We start from the raw sequence: 23,919 nt of genomic DNA, 5'->3' as shown, positions 1-23,919 counted from the left end.
TAAAAAAAACAGCCGTTATAAGAACGGCTGTTTTAAAACTCTAGAAATCTATTAATTAAAGATTATCTAGATATTTTTCAGCATCTAGAGCCGCCATACAGCCAGACCCAGCAGAAGTAATCGCTTGGCGATAAATGCTGTCAGCGACGTCACCAGCAGCAAAAACACCAGCAACAGAAGTCGCTGTTGCATTACCAGAAGTACCACTTTGCACTTGGATGTAGCCATCACGTAAGTTTAATTGGCCTTCAAACATTCCAGTGTTTGGCTTGTGGCCAATTGCTATGAATAGACCATGAACCTCTACGTCTTGCTTAGAATCATCTTGAGTTGATTTAAGGCGAACACTGGTTACGCCAGTATTGTCACCCAATACTTCTTCAACTTCGTGGTTCCAGATAATGCTGATTTTGCCTTCCTTTTCTTTGGCAAATAAATGATCTTGCAAAATCTTTTCAGAACGTAAAGTATCACGGCGGTGTACTAACGTTACATGTGACGCAATATTTGATAAATAAAGTGCTTCTTCAACAGCAGTGTTACCACCACCTACAACCATTACTTTTTGGTTTTTGTAGAAGAAACCATCACATGTTGCACATGCGCTTACACCTTGGCCCATAAATTTTTGTTCAGACTCTAAACCAAGATATTGAGCTGTAGCACCAGTTGCAATAATCAAAGCGTCACATGTGTACTCTTCCATGTCACCTTTTAAAACAAAAGGACGTACATTTAAGTCCACTTCGTTAATATGGTCATAGACGAGTTCTGTACCAAAGCGTTCAGCATGTGCTTGCATACGATCCATTAATGCAGGACCTGTTAAACCTTCAGGATCGCCCGGCCAGTTGTCAACTTCGGTTGTTGTTGTAAGTTGCCCACCTAGTTGTAAACCTGCAATTAAAGTAGGTTTAAGGTTTGCACGCGCTGCATATACTGCTGCACTATAGCCCGCAGGGCCAGAACCGAGAATAATTAACCGAGAATGACGAGCACTCATTGAGGGTATCCTTATTTATTTCGAGAATTTTGAAAATTATACGTGAATTTGCCGATCAATAGCGTTAAATCAATGTGGATAATATTGATCAGGTCAATCGAATTAAGTTATATAACAATATAGAAGTGCCTTATGTTAACAACAACTGTAAAGAATCATGCACCTTTTTTGTAAGAACAGGTGCATAATATAAAGTTCATTCGTTGAAGATCTAAAATGTAGTTCTTCACATCTCTAAACCAATAATTAAATGGGTTACAGGACAGTATATGACTGCGGTGTCAAGTGTTTATGCACAGCGCTTATTGATGACATTATTCTTGGTTTCTTTTGGTATTTATATGTTTCTGGCAACAGTAACATATACACCATTTGACCCGGGCTGGATGCATATTTCCAGTGATACTCAGCAAGTATCCAATGCAAGTGGTATTGCTGGCGCATGGATTGCAGATTTGCTGTTTGGTTTTTTAGGATGGGCAAGTTTGCTTATTCCAATTTTCCTTTTCATTGAAGCAATTCAGGTTTGGTGGCCACGTAGTTTCCTAAACCGCCCATTTCGTTATGCTGCACAATTCTTCTTAATTTTAGTTGTATCTAGCTTACTTTATTTACACTGGAATGTGCCGGCAGATACTTTAGATAATGCAGCTGGGGGAATTATTGGTTACGAGCTAGGTCAAAGCCTATCTCAATTGTTAACAATTTACGGTGCAACCTTATTTTTACTGGTTTTCGGGGTAGTGTTGTTTACTCTTGCATTTGGGGTGCAATGGAGTAAAACATGGGTTACGCTCAAAGCTACACCAAGTTATTTACAAGATTTATTTTATAAGAACGTATCTCCGAATGAATCGGATTATGACTTAACAACTCAACCTGCCAATAAAGCAGCCGCGGTTAAAGTTGCTGACAATGCAGAAACGAATGCGAATGCTTCAGATGAGAAAGAAACACCAGCTCAATCTGAAACAGCTCAACCGCAAACTACGACAACGCGACATGATGCGGTTGCTGAGCGCTTATTTGCAGATGTGCTAGCGAAAGAGCAGAGCCGGCCTGAACCTGTTGCAGATACACCAGTTGCAAATACTCAGAACTTTGAGCATACGCTTGAACAGGCCCATAAACTTGAACGAGATAGCCAACGTTTAGTTGCGACTGGCGAAGTATGGCGTGCTTTACAGCGTGATGATGCGAGTCATAAGCAAGAAATTGATGCGCTTTTAAGAGCTGCTGATGATTCGACAGAGACAGAGCAAGTTCCTACTCATGAGCAATTTCAGCAAACAATTTCTCAAGTAAATCAAAATCAACCATCATCTAAACAAGACTTACATAGTCTTGATTGGAGTGATGATGAGATTTTTGATGAGTTGCTTGCCGCGGTTCCAAACAGTAAAACTGCAACAGATGTGCATACACCATTTGTTCAAGATCACCATGTAGAAGCCGAACCAACTTCGCAATCTGTTAATATTGCGAATGAAACATCTTCAAATATTTCAAATTTAAATCAATCACCTAAAAATTTAGCAAACGAACAAGTCTTTGAAGATTTTGATGATTTATTAATAGATGAAGACATTGCCCCAACTGAACCTGTGAGAGCAAGTAGTTATGCGCAATCTTCAGCATTTGTAAAAGCTCCTATCCAAACGACTATTCAGGCCGACAAACTTTCAAAAGAAGAGTTTATTGAAGCTTGGCAGGAGACTGCTGGAAAACCGCAGGAAAATGCTGATTTTGATGAAGACGATTTCGATTTTGATGCACCGTTAACAGATGCATCAGGTCGCCCAATGTCTCGTGCAATGCAAGTTGCTAAGAAGCGTTTGGATTTACCAACTTTACCGGGCCTTGACCTACTCGATAAGGTCGATCCAAATAAGAAAGTCAACTTTACTGAAGAGCAACTTTCACGTTTGTCTGAATTGCTTGAAATTAAATTGCAAGAATTTAACGTAAAAGCTCAGGTGGTAGAGGCTCAACCAGGGCCAGTTGTAACTCGCTTTGAGTTAGATTTGGCACCCGGTGTTAAAGCTTCTAAGGTCACAAATATCTCACGTGACTTGGCGCGTTCAATGTCGATGGCATCGGTCCGTGTGGTCGAAGTTATTCCTGGTAAACCATACATTGGTATTGAAGTGCCAAACAGTGCCCGTGAAATGGTACGTTTGATTGAGTTATTGGAAACACCAACATATCGCGACCCAAGTGCATTAATTAGTATGGCGATGGGTAAAGATATTTCAGGTAATCCTGTACTCACTGATTTAGCGAAAGCACCACATATGTTGGTTGCTGGTACGACAGGTTCTGGTAAATCGGTTGCGGTCAACTCGATGATTTTATCGATGTTGCTTAAATACACACCTGATCAATTACGTTTAATTCTAATCGATCCAAAACAGCTCGAACTTGCAAACTATAATGATATTCCACATTTATTAACTCCAGTCGTTACTGACATGAAAGATGCGGTAAGTGCTTTGAACTGGTGTGTGAATGAAATGGAACGTCGTTATAAACTTATGTCGTTCTTAAAAATTCGTAAATTAAGTGACTACAACCGTAAAGTTGAAGAAGCGATTGCGAATGGTGAAGACTTAATTGATCCGACTTGGAAACCAAGTGATTCTGCGACACAAGAACGTGCACCTCGTTTAACACCATTACCATCTATTGTTATTGTTGCGGATGAGTTCGCTGACATGATCATGCAAGTTGGTAAAAAAGCAGAAGAAATGATTACCCGTTTGGCGCAAAAATCTCGTGCTGCTGGTATTCATCTATTGCTTGCAACTCAACGCCCATCTGTTGATGTTATTACCGGTTTGATTAAAGCAAATATTCCAACGCGCGTAGCACTACGTGTAAACAGTAAAATTGACTCACGTACTATTTTGGATGCTGGTGGTGCAGAAGACTTGTTAGGTCATGGTGATATGCTGTTCTTAGGCCCTGGTAAAATTGAGCCAGAACGTGTGCATGGTGCTTTCATTAGTGATGATGAAGTAAACCGTATTTGTGATGCTTGGCGTGAACGTGGCGAACCAGATTATATTGAGGAAATCTTGACACCATTTGATGAAGAGCCAGCGTCACGTGGCTTTGAAGAGGGTGAAGGCGGTTCTGACCGAGATGCACTTTATGATCAATGTGTGTCATTCGTATTAGAAACTCGAAAAGCGTCTACATCTTCGCTACAGCGTAAATTTAGCCTTGGTTATAACCGTGCCGCTCGTATCATTGATCAAATGGAAGAGAACGGCATTGTGAGCTCAATGGGCCCTAATGGTAAGCGGGATATTCTAGTTTAATACGTATAATTTAAGCCTCTTCGGAGGCTTTTTTATAACTTAAATAAAGTGAACCTATTTACAAATGACTTAAAGATTTTATCGTCTAGTAAAAAAATGCTAATGTATTTTCCCTAAATAAATAACAATGAATTAAATCAGGAGAAAGACATGCTATTAGCTCTGATTACTTTAGCCTTTATTCACTTTTGCGCACTTATTACTCCCGGGCCTGATTTTTTCCTTGTATCTCAAACTGCCATTAGCCGGTCTCGTAAAGACGCTATGCTGGTCGTTGCTGGTATAACGGCGGGTGTTATGTTTTGGGCGTGCTTGGCACTGATGGGATTAAATCTTATATTTGAGAAAATGGCTTGGTTAAAGCAAGGATTGCTCATTGCTGGTGGTTTATATCTATGTTGGTTGGGTTATCAGATGCTACGTTCGGCTTTTTCAAAAAATCAGCAAGAGAGCAATGTTGCTGTTGAGCTCCCCAAAGCTCCTTACTTATTTTTTATTAAAGGTTTGATAACCAATCTATCAAATCCAAAAGCTGTTATTTATTTTGGTAGTGTTTTCTCTTTATTTTTAGCTAATCCTCAACTTGATCAGGTTCACTGGCTACTCTTTATTATTGTCACAGTCGAGACAATTTTATGGTTCTGCTTTGTGACTTTTATTTTCTCGTTACCAAGTTTTAGAGCAGCTTATCGTAATTTTTCAAAATGGATTGATGGTATTTCGGGTGGTATTTTTACCGTGTTTGGTATTTTCCTGATTGGTAATCGATAAGTCTAGATAAGAAAAAAGCCTCTTTTAGAGGCTTTTTATTTTAAGCAAACTTCGCTAGAACTTCTAAAAATGGTGCTGATTGACGCGGAAACTTAGCAATTACATCATGGATGCGTTGGCCTTCAGGGTCTTTGGCATTAATATCGCGTCCGTCCGCAATAAATTGCTTTAAAAGACGCTCATAGTCTGTTGGGCGCATATGTTTGAATGCATGGTAGAGCACATGAAAATCTGCATTCACACCACTTGGAGGAAGTTGGTTGAGGTAGGCAAAAACACGCTCATCGGACCATTCTTCATTGAAAGTTGCTGGCTGTGATAATGCCATGACAATCTCCTCATTTTAAAAAAGGCAAAATAACTTGCGTTATTTTGCCTTGATTCTGATTTATTGAATAGTCAGAAATAGAATTATCGTTCTTCAGGTAAATTGATATTCATTTCTAACATTTCGATATTAGCTTCAGAGCGAACTTGCATTTGGATATGCTGTTCACCTACACCGCTAACATAACGGCTAACCACTTGCATGATTTCTTTTTTCATCTGATCAATTTTGTCTTGGCTTAAACGGCGGCCTAAACCTTGTTCAGAAGCAACAATAACTTTCAAACGATCTTTGGCAGTTTGAGCACTTGATGGTTTTTCTTCGCTGCTAAATAATTTACTCCAGAATCCTGCCATATCTACGCTCCAAATAGTCGTGCTAACCAGCCTTTAGGTTGAGCTGTGATGTGTCGATAAGGACGGTCTTCGCCAAGGAAGCGTGCAACCAAATCATCATACCCCTGACCAGCTTTAGTTTCTGAATACAGAATAACTGGCTTACCTTCGTTTGATGCTTGTAATACACTTGGACATTCTGGAATAACACCTAATGTCGGTACGCGTAAAATATCTTTAGAAATATCATCAATTGTCAGCATTTCCTGACGGTCAGCACGTTCCGGGTTAAAACGTGTAATACATAAATGTTTACGTATACGCCCTTCGTTGTGTTCAACTTTCTTGGTTTTGCTATCTAACATACCAATAATACGGTCAGAGTCACGTACTGAAGAGATTTCAGGGTTTGTTACAATGATTGCTTCATCTGCATGATACATGGCTAAAATCGCGCCACGCTCGATCCCAGCAGGTGAGTCACAAATGATGTAATCAAACTCTTGAGATAACTCATCAATAACTCGAGCAACACCTTCGTCGCTCAACGCATCTTTATCACGTGTTTGTGAAGCCGGTAAAATATAAAGGTTTTCGATATCTTTATCGCGAATAAGGGCTTGTTGCAGACGTGCTTCATTATTAATAACATTAACGAAATCATATACAACACGACGCTCACAACCCATAATCAAATCAAGGTTACGTAAGCCTACATCAAAATCAATCACAACAGTTTTATGACCACGAAGGGCTAAACCTGTTGCAAAAGATGCGCTCGTTGTAGTTTTACCTACACCACCTTTGCCTGATGTTACGACAACAATTTTGGCCACCGAATCCACTCCTATTATGGTCATACACCCTTAAAAGGGCTGTTTTTTGGTGATTTGCTTAATAAATTAAAGTTCTAGAGCTTCAAATTCAAGCTCTTGCTTTTCATTTAAATAAATATGTACTGGTTTTTTTACCACATGTTTAGGGATATCATCTGCGACACAATACGTTCCGGCAATGGAAACGAGCTCAGCCTCTAAAGATTGGCAAAAAATGCGTGCAGCTGCGTGCCCGCCCGCACCAGCAATGACTCTACCACGAACTGTGCCATAAATATGTATATTTCCTGAAGCGATCACCTCGGAACCACTATTCATGCCAGCCTTTAAAATAATATCGCCGTTATCTTGTACAAGGGATTGGCCTGTACGCAAAATTTCATCATGATAAGAGGTAATATGAGCGACCGCTATCTTGTTTAGTGGTTTTTTTGTTTCTGCTGAAGACGAGGCAGGAGCTGTAGCAGGTTTTTCCACAATAGCCACTTGTTCAGCTGTCGCTTTAATGCGTTGTAATGGTTGATCTGCCGGTAAAACAGGGAATTGAATAGCGCGAGCCTCATCTCCTAAAATACCGTCGATTACCGCCATTGGTTGTAAACCCAAGCTCACCAGAAGTTGAATCAATGCAATTAACTCTTGCTCAACTGTACTGTCAATAATCACTAAAGTTCCTTGATAGGAACCTTCATTTAAAATATTTGATAATTGCTGGCGGATCACATCATGATCATTGGTATCGAAGGTTATCCTGCTAAAGTTAACCATTCTGCCGGTAATCCGTATATCAGCCATAAGTCTTCCTTCAAGGCGTTAAACGAGCTGTAATATCGTTAAGTTTATTGTAAATAGGGCAAATGCTAGAACAATTCGTGCCAATTCTCTAGCGTGATTCATAAAAAATTAAATAAATGCTTATTCTTTGATTCGATCATACTCCGCAAGGGTTTGTTGCCATTGTTTGACCTTGACTTGTTTACGTACAGACTCCAGTGTCTCGAACACGACAGATTCAACCAATTGCTCAAGCTGACGATTATTAATATTGATTTCACTTACTCTTTGAGAAATTAATTGATAAGTAGGGTTCGGACTATTTGGTGAGCCCTCAATTAAAGGTTCAATTAAACCTGCACTAATATTTTCACCTAATCTTTGACCAATGCTTTGAATTTGCTGTTCAATGCGGCCCCCGACTAAAGGAATTAATCGTAATAATTGAGTTAGCTCAGGCGTATCAATAATGGCTTGATCTACAATTTTGCCCACACCTTTTGTAATGGCAGGCTTTTGTTCTTTTAAAGCGGTGGCTAAAGATTCTTGTAATAATGCAGTTAGAGCAACAGTAAATTGCTCACGATGATGATTAACCAAGTCGTGAATAATCTGTTTATGGCTAGAACTGGTTTCAAGTTCATATCTAATACCATCAATCACGGTAATTACAACGCGGTCAGATAATTCTTCCATTACGACGCGATAATAAAATAGCCCAGTTTTCCGCCAGCTTTCCGGAACAACTGGATAACCCAACTCATGTAAACGGTAAGCAATAATTCCAGCACGGAATAAACGTAAAAAACGAAGTTGAGGAATAATGGCTAAAATTTCATACCAGTGAATAAAAGGGAAAAAGAACCAACGCTTATGGTGCTTGTTGATGATCGCAATAGCCCAGCGTACAAGCAGCTCAATAATTAAAAAACCAATAAACCAAGCTTCTGATGTAATCACCCACGGATGTAGTGAAGTACGATAAAAGCTGAGTACTTGGGGCAAGTGAATATGTTCAAAGAACCATGCCCCAATACTGCTCATTAAAAAGAAATTAGTCGCAAGACAGAACAAGTTAAAAATGATAATAAACACCATAAAGATGTCGTAGACCAAAAACAGCTTAAATGAAAGGCTGTTTGGGTCTACATGATGGTATTTCGTTTTTTTCCCAGAACTGTTTTGCATAATAACGGGTGCTTTCTTAAATATTTGCAGTGGTATATTGAGACTTCATTTGCTCAATAAGTTGATCTTTTTCGGTCCAAATGTCATGAACCCATTGCTGAAAACGTTCACGATAAGCTGCGTCATCTTCATAGTTGCCGCCAAGTACCCAGTCTGGAATTTCAATTTTACGTAAGTTAACCGCAATTTTAGAAACATCCCCAAGCCAGAAATCGCTATATCCCGGTACGCCATCAGGATAGACGATGGTCATATCAACTAGGGCATCGATTTTGTCACCCAAGATATTTAATGCAAGCGCCAAGCCACCTGCTTTAGGTTTTAGTAAATGCTTATAAGGGGATTTTTGCTGGTCATGTTTTTCTTGAGTAAAACGAGTCCCTTCCAAATAATTCAATAGTGTGAAGGGCTGACTTAAAAGCTGCTCACAAGCTTTACGTGCTTCCATCATGTCACGGTCTTTAAGTTCAGGATTCTTAGCGATCTGTTCTTTAGTGTGACGCTTCATCATTGGGAAGCCTAAAATTTTAAATGCTTGCCCAACAAAAGGAATAAAGATGAGTTCCCATTTAGTAAAGAAACGGGTAAGGGGCATACGGGTTAAACCAAAATATTGATTTACAGTCGTGTCTACCCAACTTTGATGATTACAGGTCATTAAATAACGACCTTGCATATTCAGATCAAGCCCTTCATCAATGGTAATGTCCCATTTTAGATTGGGTAGAACATGGTCAATTAACCAGTTATTTACCCCTAACCAGCTATTTGTAATTTGAATATTAGTTTCATCTATTTTTGATGATTTTTTTAAAAGCTTGGTCAGACCTAATGCAAGAACAGGAGGACCATGAAAAAAAGTACTTCCTGTAATGACTGTACCTACAGTGAGTCCACGTGTAATTTTTTTTAGCGCAGATTGTTTATTGGGTGCAGTTGACATATAAAAGACCCCGAATGTCTCAAATCCATAGAAAAGTTGTTCAACTATAACTGTCATAATATGAAATACAACGTTATCTTAGACAACAATGAAGAAATTGTGATGAGCTAGCATCTTAAAGTGCATCAAAATATTACAAAAACATAACTAAACTGTTTATTATTAACAAAATATCAATGTTTTATACTTCCTTTTTGTTTCATTATTCATTCAGACAACAAAACACACAAAGTGAGGAGGCATGCAATGCGTGCATTAGTTATTTCAACAGTGGTAGGGGCAGCAGTAGTTCTTTCTGGTTGTCAAACAACTGGTAATAATCTTGGTGGCGTTGAATACGATAAAACCGCATTAGGTACTTTAATTGGTGCAGCAGCTGGTTATGGTATTTCTAAATCAAATGCAAACTCTAGCCGTCAAAACAACCGTGCTGCGGCAATTGGTGCAGTTCTTGGTGCTGCTGGTGGTGTATATCTTGACCAGAAAGAGAAAAAACTTCGTCAACAAATGGCGGGTACTGGTGTAGACGTTGGCCGTAACCCAGATGGTTCTGTTCAATTGATCATGCCTGGTAGCATTACTTTTGATACAAATAAATCAAACATCAAGCCAAACTTCTACGCAACTTTGAACAAAGTGGCTCAAACTTTGGCTGAAGATAACAAGAGTGCAATTCTTGTAACTGGTTATACTGATAACACTGGTAATGACTCTATCAACATTCCATTATCACAAGCACGCGCTCAATCAGTACGTAGTTATTTAGCTAGCCAAGGCGTATCTGCTAGCCGTATCGACGCGCAAGGTTATGGTTCATCTAACCCGATCGCAGATAACTCAACTGCATCTGGCCGTGAACAAAACCGCCGTGTAGAAATCAGCATTTATGCTAAACAATAAGATCTAGTTTATTGTTTCAAAAACCACCTTCGGGTGGTTTTTTTATGGGGGCAGTACAAGAAATAATCACGACATTCTGCGGCGCATAAATTGCATTATTAGACATCATTTATACATATCCGTAGATTTACTATTGGGATTCTAAAAAAGAGATGACTATAATCATGCTCGAAAAATTAAGAGGTAATACACGATGTCATCTGCCAGTCAATTGAACAACAAGCAAGAAGAAGCCATGAAATATACTCAGGGCCCTTTATTGGTGCTTGCTGGCGCTGGTTCAGGTAAAACATCGGTAATTACGCGTAAAATTGCCTATTTGGTGCAACATTGCCGTATTCCTGCACATCGTATAACCGCGATGACCTTCACAAACAAAGCTGCGCGTGAAATGAAAGAACGTGTGACCAAGCTTTTGTCGCGTGAAGAAGCAAAAGGTTTATCTGTTTCTACTTTCCATACTTTTGGTTTAAATCTTTTACGTTTAGAACTTAAAAATTTACCTTTAAAAGCTAATTTTTCGATTTTGGATGCAGACGACTGTAAACGTATTTTGATGGATCTCATGCATCGCGATAATTTATCGGGTGCAGAGAGTAAAGAATTAATTGCCAAGGCAATGAAGAAAATTTCAGATTGGAAAAACGATCTGATTTTGCCGGAACAAGCACATTCGACTTGTGAAACACCAGAAGATGTCCAGTTTGCACATCTCTATCAACTTTATGAACGTAATTTACGTGCCTACAATGCTGTCGATTTTGATGACTTGATTGTTATGCCAACACGCTTATTGCAAGAAAATGCAGAAGTACGTGACAAATGGCAAAACCGTGTCCGTTACTTATTGGTCGATGAATATCAAGATACCAACACCGCGCAGTATATTTTGGTCAAACTTTTAGTTGGGGTAATGGGGCAGTTTACCGCGGTAGGTGATGATGACCAGTCGATTTACGCATGGCGTGGTGCTAAACCTGAAAATATGGCATTGCTTAAGCAGGATTTCCCAAATTTACATATTATTAAGCTTGAACAAAATTACCGTTCGACCAGCCGTATTTTAAAAGCTGCGAACTGTGTGATTCAAAATAATCCACATATTTTTGACAAGAAATTGTGGAGTGATAAAGGGCATGGGGAAGTCATCCGAATCATTACATGTCGTAATGATGACGATGAAGCAGAGCGCGTGGTAAAAGACTTACTGACTCATAAGCTAATGAACGGTAAGAACTGGAAAGATTATGCCGTTTTGTATCGCGGAAACTTTCAGGCACGTGTATTAGAAACCCAGCTTCGCCAAATGCAAATTCCGTATAAACTCTCTGGCGGTACATCGTTCTTCGCCCGTGCAGAAATCAAAGACGTGATGAGTTATTTACGTCTTATTATTAATCCAGAAGATGACAGTGCTTTCTTACGTATTATTAATACACCTAAACGTGCAATTGGCCCTGTTACTCTAGAGAAGTTAGGTTTATTTTCACAAGAAAATAATTTGTCTTTACTCGGTGCTTCTGCTGACCAGCGTTTAAGCATGGTGCTTCCTAAAAAGGCAGAAACACAGCTTCATGAGTTTGCCGATTTTATCGCGACATTTACTCGTGAATTGTTAGAAGATGATGAGCCTGTGCCTAAAGTTCGTCAAATGATGAATGAAGCGGGTTATATGGATTACGTTCGAGAACAGTCAGCAACACCTGCACAAGAGAAAAGTAAGCTCGATAACATCGAGAACTTATTTACCAGCATTCAAAATCTGATTAATCGTGCTGAAGATGTTGATGAAAAGAATATTGAAAGTGTTATCCGAAAACTAGTTTTGCTCGATCTGTTAGAACAGCAGCAGGAAGAAGAAGATACAGACAAAGTTAACCTTCTTACTTTGCATGCAGCAAAAGGTCTGGAATTCCCATATGTGTACATTATGGGACTTGAAGAAGAACTATTGCCTCACAAGAACTCGATTGCAGCAGAAACCATTGAGGAAGAGCGCCGTCTCATGTACGTGGGAATTACACGTGCACGCCAAGGTTTAACGTTAACTTTAGCGGAACAGCGCAAAAATGGCGGACAGATGAAACAAATGACGCCTAGCCGTTTCCTTGATGAGCTTCCACAAGATGAGCTCGAGTGGTTAGGGCGTAAAAAGAAAATTGCGGCTAATGTTGACCCTAAAGAACAGGCTCAACAATATCTGGCAAATTTAAAAGCTTTATTAAAGCGTTAATTTTTTTTAATTTTTAGGAAATCCCATGAAAGTTCAAGTGAAATTGCTCGATCCGCGTTTAGGTAAAGAATGGCCTTTACCTTCATATGCAACAGCAGGTTCAGCGGGTTTAGATTTACGTGCCTGTTTAGATGAAGCAATTGATATTGAACCAGGACAAACTGTTTTAGTTAAAACAGGTATGGCAATTTATATTCATGATGTAAATTTTGCTGGTTTAATTTTACCGCGTTCAGGTTTAGGTCATAAACACGGGATCGTGCTTGGCAACTTAGTTGGTTTGATTGATTCGGATTACCAAGGTGAATTGATGGTTTCAGTTTGGAATCGTGGTCAAACCACATTCCGTTTAGAACCAGGTGAGCGCTTGGCACAGTACGTTTTAGTGCCAGTCGTACAAGCTGAATTTGAGCAAGTAGAAGAATTTGAAGAAACTTTACGTGGTGCTGGTGGCTTTGGTCATACAGGTAAGCAGTAAGTTTTTCTAAAATATTAACGAAAAAGAAACGCCTGTTGAACAGGCGTTTCTTTTTATATCTTGAATGTTACACTGGATTATATTACAACACGCTTTACTCATATTCTTTTAACTTTTTTAGCAAACAAACCTTTCAAAAATTTTGAATAATCTATGTTTTTGCGATAGATCGAATTGATCTTTAAATAGAAGATACGCTATGAATGTAAGACACTCATTTCCAAAAAGTATTTTTCGTGCTTACGATATTAGAGGCAAACTTTCTTACTTAACCACGGACGTTGTCCGTTCAATTGCCTACGGATTGGCACAACAATACAAACAAGCAAAGCAAACTCAATTAGTGATTGGCTATGATGCCCGTCTCACAAGCCCAGCCTATGCACACTTAATTGAAGAAATTTTAATAGAACAAGGTTTAAAAGTGACTAATATTGGTTGCTGTTCATCACCAATGATGTACTACATTGCACGAGATTTTGGTGGCAATGGCATTATGGTGACAGCAAGCCATAACCCAAAATCTGATAATGGTATTAAGTGGATTTTAAAAGGCGAACCGCCGTCTCCGGAAATGATTCAACAGGTGGGTGAAGAAGCCCAAACTTACGTTCCAAGCCATTCAATTTCTGTACTTGAGTTAACCTTACCGCAATTTAAAGCTGAATTTTGCCAGCAATACCAACAAGCCATTTTTAAAGATATTCAGTTAAAACGTCCTTTAAAAGTTGTTTTAGATGGTTTGCATGGTTCAGCTGGGCATTGTTCAAAACTAATCTTAGAAAAAATGGGTTGTGAAGTCATTGCTTTACGCACTAATCCAAATGGAGAGTTTCCAGATCACGCACCAGATCCATCACATGCAGCTCATTTGATTAGCTTGCGAGAAGCCGTGGTCGAGCAGCAGGCTGATATTGGTATTGCTTTGGATGGTGATGGAGACCGCGTTGTTTTAGTTGATGAAAAAGCACAGATATTGACCGCAGACCGCTTATTGTCGCTTTTTGCCCAAATGTGCCTTGAGCAGCACCCAGAGCAAGAAATTGTTTTTGATGTGAAATGTTCGCGTATGGTTCAACAAACTGTCGAGAAACTCGGCGGAAAAGCAAAAATGATCCGCACGGGAAGTAGTTTCCTAAGAGCTTATTTATCTCAGTCGAATGGGCGTGCCATTTTTGGTGGAGAATATGCAGGTCATTATGTGTTTAATGATGGCCGTGGTTTTGGCTACGACGATGGTTTATATGCCGCATTACGAGTAATGGAGTATTTTACCCAATCTGATACCGCTACAATTTCTGAATTATTTGCTCCATATCCAGAAAGATGTTGTACAGAGGATACTTATATTGGTACGTATCAGTCTGATCCAAAGTATGTATTACAAGATATTGAGATTTTAAGTCATCGCTTAGGGGCACGTATTAGTAAAATTGATGGCGTACGTCTTGATTTTGATGATGGTTTTGGCATTATTCGAGCATCAAATACTGGTGAATACTTTACAGTACGATTTGATGCGGATAATCCTTTACGATTAAAGGAAATCCAGCAAAAATTTGTGGATATGTTGCAAGAACACTATCCGCAAATTGCACAAGAACTTTCAGAGGCCTAAGTAAGGAGAGGCGTAATGCCACAACATCAGCATATCGGTGTCGACAAAGCAAAAATCTTGATTGAAGCTTTGCCGTATATTCAACGCTTTACTGGTAAAACGCTGGTGGTGAAATACGGTGGCAACGCAATGACTGATCCGGAGCTTGAAAGTTCATTTGCTCGAGACATTGTTTTACTTAAAACTGTAGGATTAAATCCGATTGTTGTTCACGGTGGTGGGCCACAAGTGGACTCATTCTTAAAGCAGTTAGGCCGTGAATCTGACCGTATTGATGGTATGCGTGTAACTGATGCTGCAACTATGGAAGTGGTTGAAATGGTGTTAGGTGGTAGCGTAAATAAATCAATCGTTAATTTGATTAATAAACACGGTGGACGTGCGATTGGTTTAACAGGTAAAGACGGCAATTTACTTCGTGCCCGCAAATTGCTTATGGAAAAACAGGAAGAAGATGGTTCTATCAAACATATTGACTTGGGTATGGTTGGTGAAGTGACTGGCGTTAAAACAGATGTATTGGAAATGTTCACCCAAAGTGACTTTATTCCAGTTATTGCACCGCTAGGTGTAGATGAAGAAGGCAATACTTATAATATTAATGCTGATTTAGTTGCAGGCAAAGTTGCAGAAGCCTTAGGCGCTGAAAAATTAATTTTGCTCACCAATATTAGCGGTGTGCTTGATGAAAATAAAAATCTGTTAACTGGTCTTACGACGCAAGAAGTTGATCGCCTCATTGAAACAGGTGTGATCTATGGCGGTATGATTCCTAAAGTAGGCTGTGCGCTTGATGCTGTTAAAGGCGGCGTTGTTAGTGCACATATTGTTGACGGTCGCGTGCCACATGCCACATTACTTGAAATCTTCACTGATCATGGTGTTGGAACGCTGATTTCTAACCGCACTAAAACAGCTTAAGAAATCCGTTATTTTCAATAAAAAGATCACTCTAGGTGGTCTTTTTTTATACCATTTTAATTTGGTCATTTTTTTGTCATGAGCTTTGACTAGTGTAGGGGGTGTCACTAGGAGCGTTCATTATGCTGGAAAAATTTAATCAATATCGCCAAACCTGGACTTTACCTTTAAATCGTCATAAAGCAATAAATCAGACGCAATTTCGTTTTGAGTGGGTTGATAATTTAAAAGAATTACAAGATGTACAACGGTTTCGTGCACAACAATTTAGTCAACAATTCGGAATCAAGTTTGAAGATAACCTAGACCAAGATATTTATGATTTTGGTTGTGAGCATGCGGTCTTACGTGAAAAGTGGACTGGAGAAATTGTAGCGTATACGCGTCTAAAACTATTTCAAGGCCATGAAATAGCACAGAGTTACAGCGCACATGAGTTTGATATAGTTCCTCAGCTATCGCATCTTCCAAATGTGTTAGAAATAGGCCGTACTTGTGTACATCCCCGCTTTCGTAATGGTAAAGCGTTATCTATGTTGTGGTTAAATCTTGCACCGAAAGTGCTATGGTCAATGCGTGCTAAATATTTAATGGGCTGTGTTAGTATTCATTTGCAAGATAATTTGGCTAGAGCGTACTACACGCATCGCCAGATTCAGCAGTTACCAGAAAGCAAAACGATTGATATCCGTTCAAAAAAAATCTATGAACCTGAATATCCTGAGTTTAGCTTCCCACAAGATGAACGTATGCCAAAGCTGTTCCAAATGTATTTGAGCATGCAGTCAAAACTATCGAAACAGGCATTCTTTGATGAAGAGTTTAACTGTTTGGATTATTTTGTATTTCTTGAGGTAAATAAAGTCGCAACCTCATTTGTGATGAATAAAATGGTGCAGCGTTAATCATATTTTCTATTCTGTAATAGCCAGCACATATTGAGATTTGCAAGCACTTTTACTCTCATGCACAATAGAGCAGATGGGGTAATTAGAAGTAGTTTAAAAAGCGATATGTGCCAGCTATTAGGAATGAATTGTGCAACACCAACGGATATCACTTTTTCCTTCCGTGGTTTTTCACAGCGTGCAGGAATTACCTCAGATCATAGTGATGGATTTGGCATCGCATTTTTCGAAGATAAGGCGTGCCGTTTATTCGTTGATAACCAATCAGCAGTTGAGTCTCCAATTGCCGATCTCATTCGTAATTATCCTATTAAATCACGTAATGTGATCGCACATATCCGTAAGGCTACTCAAGGTAAAATTACTTTAGAAAATTCTCATCCCTTTATTCGAGAGTTGTGGGGACGGCATTGGATTTTTGCTCATAATGGCGATTTACATGACTTTAATCCGCCCCTAAGTGGGCGTTTTACACCTGTGGGCAACACAGATAGTGAACGAGCTTTTTGCTATTTGCTTGATCAGTTGGTTGAAGTATTTGGTTATGAAGAACCAACTCTTGATGAAATATTTGAAGTATTAGAAAAGATTTCTCCGCAAATTGCAGAATACGGTACATTTAATTATTGCCTATCTAATGGTAAGGCATTATTTAGTTATGCCATTACTAAATTACATTGGCTCGTTCGTGAATATCCATTTAATTATGCTCATTTAATTGATTTAGATGTTGAAGTGGATTTTAGTCAGGTAACCACACCTGAAGATCGTGTAGCTGTTATAACTACAGAACCTTTAACACATAATGAAAATTGGACAGCATATCAACCTGGTGAAATGATTTTATTTCAACATGGTAAACCAATTAAAAAGGCGATTACTTTTGTAGAAAGATTGAAGCGTGAACAAGAAAATCCTGAACTTAAACGTATTACGCGCGCAGATCAGTATTAATATAAAATACATTTAAAATATATAAATAAGGATGTTTATATATTTTTATCATTTAATAATAAAATATTTTGTTTAAAAAATACTTTATTATTTTAGTTGGTTAATTTTAATTAAAATATATAAAACAACAACTTGTGTTAAATTTAATTTTTATATGCTAAAGCCGACAAATTAGGTTTGTTTTTATTTATATTCTTTAAATATATCATGCAGTTTATGCAACAATCATTAAGCATCATTGGGGAGATGTATGAAAATGAAATGGGCTTCAGAATATAATACAGGTATTGATGTTATTGATGAACAACATAAACGGATACTTGATTATATTAATGAAATTGATGATGTAAAAGATGATGAAGATAGACGTCGTATTAAGGATGTTTTAGACAATATTATCGATTATACGCAATCACATTTTACTTTCGAAGAAAGTTTGCAAGAGGAGGCTGATTATAAATATCGTGTACCTCATAAACGTGTACATGATTTATTTATTAAAAAAATAGAATTATATCGTGAACGTTTTGAAATGGGTCATACGATTGAATCAGAGTTACAAGAAATTTTAGCTAAATGGTTAATTAATCATATTCAACATGATGATGCCGATTATGTAGGAGCAGTAAAAGAAAATATGATGGGAATTATTAGAGAAAAAGAAAAAAAGAAAGGGAAAAACTGGTTTGCTCGGTTTTTCTCATAACCTGAAATAAAAATAAATCATAATTTCAATTAGCGCGGCAAACTATCGTTTCGGTAGTTTGCTTTTTTTATTGAGCAAACTTTGATTTTCAAGCATGACACGGGCAAAATATCTCTAGTCTTTTTCAAGGAATGCATAATGCAGGACATACCTATGTCACGATGGTTATCGCCCCTGATGGCGTTTTGCTTATCTTTCATCATTATGGCGACATTGGCACCCACGATGGGCATCCAGATTGATCGTCAACTCGATTTCTGGTTATTGTGGTTAGGCACAATGTTGTTATTGGCACTACCAGTTTGTTATTTGGAAATTGCGTTAGCAAAACGGTCGAAGACTACAGCCTTAAATGCTTTATCAAGTTTAACTCGTGAAGCAGATAGTTCCCCAAAATGGCGTTTGGTTGGCTGGCTTGCGGTTATTTTTATTCCATTTTTAGCAGGTAATGTATTAAGTACTGCTGGCAATTTACTGACTACACAGCTTAATAATAGTGTTTCAGGGCAACTTGTTTTTGCTGGCTTTGCTGTTGTGGCCCTCATTTTATCCCTTATTCCACGTCAGATTTTAATTTTACTGATGACGGTTGGTGTAATTGCTTCTCTTGTTTTAGCTAACACGATGGGAACGACTTTACAGCCTTGGCATTGGACCAATGTTGAGTTTAAAGAGTGGGGTAATGCAACTGTACTTGCACTTGTTGCGAGTGGGTTAGGCTTAGGGCTTTACTGGCAAAATAGTGTAGGTGCTGTTCAGCCACAAGAAGGAGCAACGAAAACTGTTCTTCCAATCTGGTTAGCTCAGTTAATTGCTGTGATTGCCTTCGGATTCTTTTCTTTACAAGCACAGCTTCCTGTTTTTACTTGGATCTTTACCGCAGTAATGACAACAGCGTTATTTGTCCAATTGGCTAGAGAGCAGCTTGCTCAGCGTCAGCTTATGCCTATTTTACAGTGGGTGATTATTGTTGTAGCGATTGCTGTTTGGGCTGTGCCTGAGCTTCATAATATCTTTACGCTGATTTTGATGCTTTGGGGATTACTCATTTGCTTGATCTATGCCATTTTTGCTGGCTGGATTATGAAAATTAGCCATTTGCGTAAATCTATGAATTTTAGCAATGAGTTGTTTTATAACTTATGGCGCATTGCGGTACGTATTGTATTGCCACTTTCAATTGTGATTGCCATGATTGCGGTAATTGGACAAATTATCTGATGGAAAAAGCTCAGCAAGTGTGGGTTGCTTATGCAGCTCCAGAGCAACAGTTTTTAGTTGCTATTCCATTTGAAGCTGGTATGACTGCATTACAAGCAGTTGAGACGAGTGGTTTGCAGACACAGTTCAGTTTGCCTGAGCCATTACAACTTGGCATCTTTGGTGCAAAAGTTGAAGCACATGCGATTTTGCAAGCTGGTGATCGAGTTGAGGTTTATCGACCTTTAACGATCAATCCCAAAGATATACGTCGTAAACGCGCTGAGAAAAACCCTGTGGGGCGATATATTAAAAGTAATCGCTTTAAGCAATAAGCCCCATAAACAAAACCCCTCAAAGTATTTCACTTGAGGGGTTTATTTTTATTAGAAAAAACGATTATAGTGGTGGTGCAGTTAAAATCGCTTCTTTAGAAGCAGGTAAACCTGGTTGCGATTCTGGAATAGTTTCTAAACCTTCAATTTTAGTTACAGTACCAGTTCCATCAAAGTAAATTTTTAAATGCTGACCATGTGCTGCGGGGATTTTAGCTTTTTTAGCATAAGTTCCCGGGATATAGTTGTAAATGTAGTCCCAACGTAGAGGATTTAGAGGATCAGTCACTGTTGGACTACCAAGCAAAAAACGCACTTGCTGGAAATTCATGCCGACTTGTACTTGAGAGGCTTGAGCTTTGGTCAATGGAGTCCCTTGAGGAATATCAACCTTATACACACCAAAGATTGAACAACCAGCAAGGAGTGAAGTGACTAATAACGTCAGCACGAGTTTTTGCATTTTGCTACACTATCCCAATAAATTATGATGCATTTGATCAAAGGATAGATCATACTTCATCTAAATTCTATTGCCTATTCCAACTTGAGATTTGTTGAGAGACCTTTTTTCATGCCTATTTCCAATCAAGATTTGCGCAAAGCTGGACTTAAAGTTACCCTTCCACGAATTAAGATTTTGGAATTATTAGAAAATTCAAAACAACATCATCTTAGCGCCGAAGATATTTACAAGACTTTGTTAGAACAAGGGGAAGATGTCGGCCTTGCGACAGTTTACCGTGTGTTAACACAATTTGAAGCTGCGGGTATCATTCAGCGCCACCATTTTGAAAACAATCATTCTGTTTTTGAAATTATGCAAGAAGATCACCACGATCATTTGGTTTGCCATAATTGCAACAAAGTTATTGAATTTACTAATGATATTATCGAGAAAGAACAGCATGCTGTAGCAGAGCAACATGGGTTTACCTTAACGGGTCACTCATTAAATCTCTACGGTTACTGTAACGAACCTGAATGTCAGGAAGTGCTGCGCAAGAAATAATCGTTTTCACACAAAGAAAACAAATAAAAAAGGAAGGTTACGTTTAACCTTCCTTTTTTTATGAAGAAATTACTGTCGGTCGAAGGTTAAATGCTGATTTGTGCCTGCAATTTGATCAGGACTTTCTTCGGCAAGCTTAATTGTTAAACGCAAATCGTTTGGTGAGTCGGCATGTTTTAATGCATCTTTGTAGGTAATTTGGCCTGACTTATAAAGATCAAACAGTGCTTGGTCAAAAGTTTGCATACCGAGTTCACGTGAGCGTTTCATTAAATCTTTAATTTCATGAATTTCGCCTTTGCGTATATAGTCTGAAATTAGTGGTGAGTTAATGAGAATCTCAATCGCTGCACGGCGCGAATTACCATCAGGCGTTGGAATAAGTTGCTGTGCAATCATGGCCTTTAAGTTAAGTGATAAATCCATGTAGAGCTGGCTATGACGGTCACTTTCAAAGAAGTGAATAATACGGTCAAGTGCTTGGTTGGCGTTGTTCGCATGCATTGTGGCTAATACAAGGTGACCTGTTTCAGCGAAGCCAATCGCGTAGTCCATAACTTCACGAGAGCGAATCTCACCAATCAAGATTACATCGGGTGCTTGTCGCAAAGTATTCTTTAAGGCAATTTCGAATGAGTCTGTATCGATCCCGACTTCACGTTGGGTAATGATGCAGCCAGCGTGTTCATGAATAAACTCAATCGGGTCTTCAATGGTAATGATATGACCTTTAGAGTTATGGTTCCGATAGCTAATCATTGAAGCCAAAGATGTCGATTTACCTGTACCTGTTGCCCCTACAAAAATAATGATGCCGCGTTTGGTCATCGATAAATCTTTAAGCACAGGTGGTAATTGCAAGTCATCAATTGAAGGAATTTTAGTTTCAATTCGACGTAATACCATGCCTGGCATGTCGCGTTGCTGAAAAGCACTGACACGAAAGCGGGCAGTTTTATCACGGTTCATAATGGCAAAGTTACATTCACGAGTCTCAGCAAATTCTTTGCGTTGTTTTTCACTCATGATGGAATGTAATAGTTGTCCAATAATTTCGCCTGAAAGACTATTTTTTGAAATGGGAACAATTTGCCCGTTAATCTTCATCGATGGTGCAACGCCATCTGTAATAAAGAGGTCGGATGATTTTTTTTCAACCATGAGGTTGAGTAGGTCATTAAAATCCATATTTATTCTCTAGTTATTTTTATAGAAATGATTCAGGCTGTTTGGCAGCAGTACGAGCTGTTTGAGGGCTGATCACACCGCGAGACACCAAATTTTTTAAGCTTTGGTCGAGGGTGGTCATGCCATGATTTGCGCCAGTCTGAATAGCTGAATACATTTGCGCGACTTTGTTTTCACGAATTAAGTTACGAATGGCAGGAATACCAATCATGATTTCATGAGCTGCCACACGGCCACCGCCATTCTTTTTAAGCAGGGTTTGTGAAATAACAGCCTGTAAAGATTCAGACAGCATGGCACGAACCATGTCTTTTTCTTCTGCTGGGAATACGTCAATCACACGGTCGATGGTTTTCGCAGCAGAAGTGGTATGCAACGTGCCAAACACCAAATGACCTGTTTCGGCAGCGGTAAGCGCTAAACGAATAGTCTCAAGGTCACGCATCTCACCGACCAAAATAATATCTGGGTCTTCACGCAGTGCTGAACGTAGCGCCTCATTAAAGCCGTGTGTATCACGATGCACTTCACGTTGGTTAATCAAACATTTCTTAGATTGGTGTACAAATTCGATAGGGTCTTCAACCGTTAGAATGTGGTCATAACGGTTTTCGTTGATGTAGTCCATCATCGCTGCAAGCGTCGTTGATTTACCCGAACCTGTTGGACCTGTCACCAGTACAATCCCGCGAGGATAGTCACAAATGTCTTTAAAGATTTGTCCTAAGCCTAAATCTTCCATGGTGAGTACTTTGGACGGAATGGTACGAAACACTGCACCCGCACCACGGTTTTGGTTAAATGCGTTTACACGGAAACGAGCAACGTTGGGTACTTCAAAAGAAAAGTCGGTTTCGAGTTTTTCTTCGTAGTCACGACGCTGTTTATCATTCATGATGTCGTAGACCAAACGATGAACATCTTTATGATCTAGAGCAGGTAAGTTAATGCGACGGACTTCACCATCAACGCGAATCATTGGTGGCATGCCAGCAGATAGGTGTAAATCGGACGCGCCATTTTTCACAGAGAAGGCGAGTAGCTCTGTAATATCCATAATTTCCCCAAGTAAATCAAAATATGTCATTATTTTGTAGAATAATATACGGCTTTCACCGAGGCTTACCAACACCTCGCTTTAGGTGAAAAGCAAAAAAGTTTTTTGAAAATGAGAACCTTGTCAATGAATTACCTGCAAGATGCGCGTCAGCACGTATTACAGCAAATCCAAAGTGCTTGTGAACATGCTCAACGTGCGCCTGAAACTGTGCAACTTTTAGCCGTATCGAAAACACATCCAAGTGAAAGTTTGCGTGAAATGTATGCAGCAGGACAAAGAGCATTTGGCGAAAACTATTTGCAAGAAGCTTTGGAAAAAATCGAAGCTTTACACGATTTAGATATTGAATGGCATTTTATTGGTCATGTTCAACGCAACAAGACGAAGCATTTGGCCGAGAAATTTGATTGGGTACATGGTGTAGATCGTTTAATTATTGCCGAGCGATTATCTAACCAACGTGGCGATGATCAATCTGCACTTAATATTTGTTTGCAAGTCAATATTGATGGGCAAGACAGTAAAGATGGTTGTGCACCAGATGAAGTTGCCGAGCTGGTTGCTCAAATCAGTCAATTACCAAAAATCAAGTTACGCGGTTTAATGGTCATTCCAGCACCTGACAATACTGCTGCATTTGCAGATGCTAAAGCCTTGTTTGATGCTATGAAAGACCAACATGCCCACCCACAAGATTGGGATACTTTAAGTATGGGAATGTCGAGTGATTTAGAAGCTGCAATTGCTGCTGGTTCAACCATGGTTCGTGTAGGAACAGCCTTATTTGGTGCTAGAGACTATTCGCAAAAAGGCTGATGTAAGCTTTATCTTACAGAAACTGCGGCCTTTTGCGGCTATGGCAGACAACGTTTTTTTCGTACTATGAACTCATCAGGAAACAGGAT

24 protein-coding genes are annotated in these 23,919 nt (G+C 39.1%); 14 read left to right on the top strand and 10 right to left on the bottom strand.

Annotated elements, in window-relative coordinates:
• Positions 1-55 precede the first annotated feature (55 nt).
• Positions 56-1,003, bottom strand: coding sequence for a thioredoxin-disulfide reductase (gene trxB / locus AAC388_RS14060; RefSeq protein ID WP_233734768.1), 948 nt, complete (start codon positions 1,001-1,003; stop codon positions 56-58).
• A gap of 269 nt (positions 1,004-1,272) precedes the next feature.
• Here trxB and AAC388_RS14055 point away from each other — a divergent pair, with 269 nt between their 5' ends.
• Positions 1,273-4,326, top strand: coding sequence for a DNA translocase FtsK (locus tag AAC388_RS14055; RefSeq protein ID WP_233734771.1), 3,054 nt, complete (start codon positions 1,273-1,275; stop codon positions 4,324-4,326).
• Positions 4,327-4,476: 150 nt separating this feature from the next.
• Positions 4,477-5,097 (top strand): threonine export protein RhtC, encoded by a 621-nt coding sequence (gene rhtC, locus AAC388_RS14050; protein WP_068551238.1) that lies wholly within the window; start codon positions 4,477-4,479, stop codon positions 5,095-5,097.
• A 40-nt stretch (positions 5,098-5,137) separates the two neighbouring features.
• Here the strand turns inward: rhtC and AAC388_RS14045 are convergent, their stop codons facing one another.
• From AAC388_RS14045 to AAC388_RS14020, 6 genes are all read right to left on the bottom strand, one after another.
• Positions 5,138-5,425, bottom strand: coding sequence for a PA4642 family protein (locus AAC388_RS14045; RefSeq protein WP_005070896.1), 288 nt, complete (start codon positions 5,423-5,425; stop codon positions 5,138-5,140).
• A gap of 83 nt (positions 5,426-5,508) precedes the next feature.
• Positions 5,509-5,781, bottom strand: a complete 273-nt coding sequence (minE, locus tag AAC388_RS14040; RefSeq protein WP_000896934.1) for a cell division topological specificity factor MinE — start codon at positions 5,779-5,781, stop codon at positions 5,509-5,511.
• 2 nt (positions 5,782-5,783) lie between these two features.
• Positions 5,784-6,596 (bottom strand): septum site-determining protein MinD, encoded by an 813-nt coding sequence (minD, locus tag AAC388_RS14035; protein ID WP_002121719.1) that lies wholly within the window; start codon positions 6,594-6,596, stop codon positions 5,784-5,786.
• A gap of 66 nt (positions 6,597-6,662) precedes the next feature.
• A complete protein-coding gene (minC, locus tag AAC388_RS14030) occupies positions 6,663-7,391 on the bottom strand; it encodes a septum site-determining protein MinC (RefSeq protein WP_005075304.1) in 729 nt (242 codons plus the stop codon).
• A 120-nt stretch (positions 7,392-7,511) separates the two neighbouring features.
• Positions 7,512-8,558, bottom strand: a complete 1,047-nt coding sequence (locus tag AAC388_RS14025; protein WP_039756890.1) for a hypothetical protein — start codon at positions 8,556-8,558, stop codon at positions 7,512-7,514.
• Positions 8,559-8,574: 16 nt separating this feature from the next.
• The gene (locus AAC388_RS14020) at positions 8,575-9,501 is read right to left on the bottom strand and encodes an acyltransferase (RefSeq protein ID WP_005803140.1); all 927 of its coding nucleotides are present in this window, start codon (positions 9,499-9,501) and stop codon (positions 8,575-8,577) included.
• 246 nt (positions 9,502-9,747) lie between these two features.
• Between AAC388_RS14020 and AAC388_RS14015 the strand changes: the two genes are divergently transcribed.
• The 10 genes from AAC388_RS14015 (at position 9,748) to AAC388_RS13970 (ending at position 19,754) form a co-directional block, all read left to right on the top strand.
• On the top strand, positions 9,748-10,401 hold the full coding sequence (locus AAC388_RS14015) for an OmpA family protein (protein WP_009390536.1): 654 nt from the start codon (positions 9,748-9,750) through the stop codon (positions 10,399-10,401).
• Positions 10,402-10,594: 193 nt separating this feature from the next.
• Positions 10,595-12,634: a UvrD-helicase domain-containing protein gene (locus AAC388_RS14010; RefSeq protein ID WP_005070868.1), complete on the top strand. Its 2,040-nt coding sequence runs from the start codon at positions 10,595-10,597 to the stop codon at positions 12,632-12,634.
• Positions 12,635-12,659: 25 nt separating this feature from the next.
• Positions 12,660-13,112, top strand: a complete 453-nt coding sequence (gene dut, locus AAC388_RS14005) for a dUTP diphosphatase (protein ID WP_002121799.1) — start codon at positions 12,660-12,662, stop codon at positions 13,110-13,112.
• 199 nt (positions 13,113-13,311) lie between these two features.
• Positions 13,312-14,730, top strand: a complete 1,419-nt coding sequence (locus AAC388_RS14000) for a phosphomannomutase/phosphoglucomutase (protein ID WP_342370830.1) — start codon at positions 13,312-13,314, stop codon at positions 14,728-14,730.
• A 15-nt stretch (positions 14,731-14,745) separates the two neighbouring features.
• Positions 14,746-15,651 carry an acetylglutamate kinase gene (argB, locus tag AAC388_RS13995; protein ID WP_002121716.1) on the top strand — a complete coding sequence of 302 codons (906 nt, stop codon included), beginning with the start codon at positions 14,746-14,748 and terminating at the stop codon, positions 15,649-15,651.
• Positions 15,652-15,773: 122 nt separating this feature from the next.
• Complete coding sequence (locus tag AAC388_RS13990) at positions 15,774-16,556, top strand: GNAT family N-acetyltransferase (protein WP_002121744.1); 783 nt, start codon at positions 15,774-15,776, stop codon at positions 16,554-16,556.
• A gap of 108 nt (positions 16,557-16,664) precedes the next feature.
• On the top strand, positions 16,665-17,513 hold the full coding sequence (locus AAC388_RS13985; protein ID WP_342371585.1) for a class II glutamine amidotransferase: 849 nt from the start codon (positions 16,665-16,667) through the stop codon (positions 17,511-17,513).
• Between the two features lie 250 nt (positions 17,514-17,763).
• Positions 17,764-18,219 (top strand): bacteriohemerythrin, encoded by a 456-nt coding sequence (locus tag AAC388_RS13980; protein WP_086400214.1) that lies wholly within the window; start codon positions 17,764-17,766, stop codon positions 18,217-18,219.
• A 153-nt stretch (positions 18,220-18,372) separates the two neighbouring features.
• A complete protein-coding gene (locus AAC388_RS13975; protein ID WP_139841464.1) occupies positions 18,373-19,440 on the top strand; it encodes a hypothetical protein in 1,068 nt (355 codons plus the stop codon).
• On the top strand, positions 19,440-19,754 hold the full coding sequence (locus tag AAC388_RS13970) for an RnfH family protein (RefSeq protein ID WP_342370829.1): 315 nt from the start codon (positions 19,440-19,442) through the stop codon (positions 19,752-19,754). Before AAC388_RS13975 ends, AAC388_RS13970 begins: the two co-directional genes overlap by 1 nt.
• Before the next feature lie 64 nt (positions 19,755-19,818).
• Here the strand turns inward: AAC388_RS13970 and AAC388_RS13965 are convergent, their stop codons facing one another.
• Complete coding sequence (locus tag AAC388_RS13965) at positions 19,819-20,217, bottom strand: outer membrane protein assembly factor BamE (protein ID WP_002121740.1); 399 nt, start codon at positions 20,215-20,217, stop codon at positions 19,819-19,821.
• Between the two features lie 111 nt (positions 20,218-20,328).
• Between AAC388_RS13965 and fur the strand changes: the two genes are divergently transcribed.
• Positions 20,329-20,766: a ferric iron uptake transcriptional regulator gene (gene fur / locus AAC388_RS13960; RefSeq protein WP_016141990.1), complete on the top strand. Its 438-nt coding sequence runs from the start codon at positions 20,329-20,331 to the stop codon at positions 20,764-20,766.
• Between the two features lie 69 nt (positions 20,767-20,835).
• Here fur and AAC388_RS13955 read toward each other — a convergent pair whose 3' ends face one another.
• Both AAC388_RS13955 and AAC388_RS13950 read right to left on the bottom strand, forming a co-directional pair.
• On the bottom strand, positions 20,836-21,954 hold the full coding sequence (locus AAC388_RS13955) for a PilT/PilU family type 4a pilus ATPase (RefSeq protein ID WP_032037409.1): 1,119 nt from the start codon (positions 21,952-21,954) through the stop codon (positions 20,836-20,838).
• 19 nt (positions 21,955-21,973) lie between these two features.
• On the bottom strand, positions 21,974-23,011 hold the full coding sequence (locus AAC388_RS13950) for a type IV pilus twitching motility protein PilT (RefSeq protein WP_002121749.1): 1,038 nt from the start codon (positions 23,009-23,011) through the stop codon (positions 21,974-21,976).
• Between the two features lie 126 nt (positions 23,012-23,137).
• Here AAC388_RS13950 and AAC388_RS13945 point away from each other — a divergent pair, with 126 nt between their 5' ends.
• Positions 23,138-23,830, top strand: coding sequence for a YggS family pyridoxal phosphate-dependent enzyme (locus tag AAC388_RS13945; protein ID WP_342370828.1), 693 nt, complete (start codon positions 23,138-23,140; stop codon positions 23,828-23,830).
• Positions 23,831-23,919: the final 89 nt, after the last annotated feature.

Source organism: Acinetobacter sp. D009 (assembly GCF_038562025.1).
Taxonomy (GTDB): Bacteria; Pseudomonadota; Gammaproteobacteria; order Pseudomonadales; family Moraxellaceae; genus Acinetobacter; species Acinetobacter pittii.
This window is presented reverse-complemented; position numbering and strand designations above follow the sequence as displayed.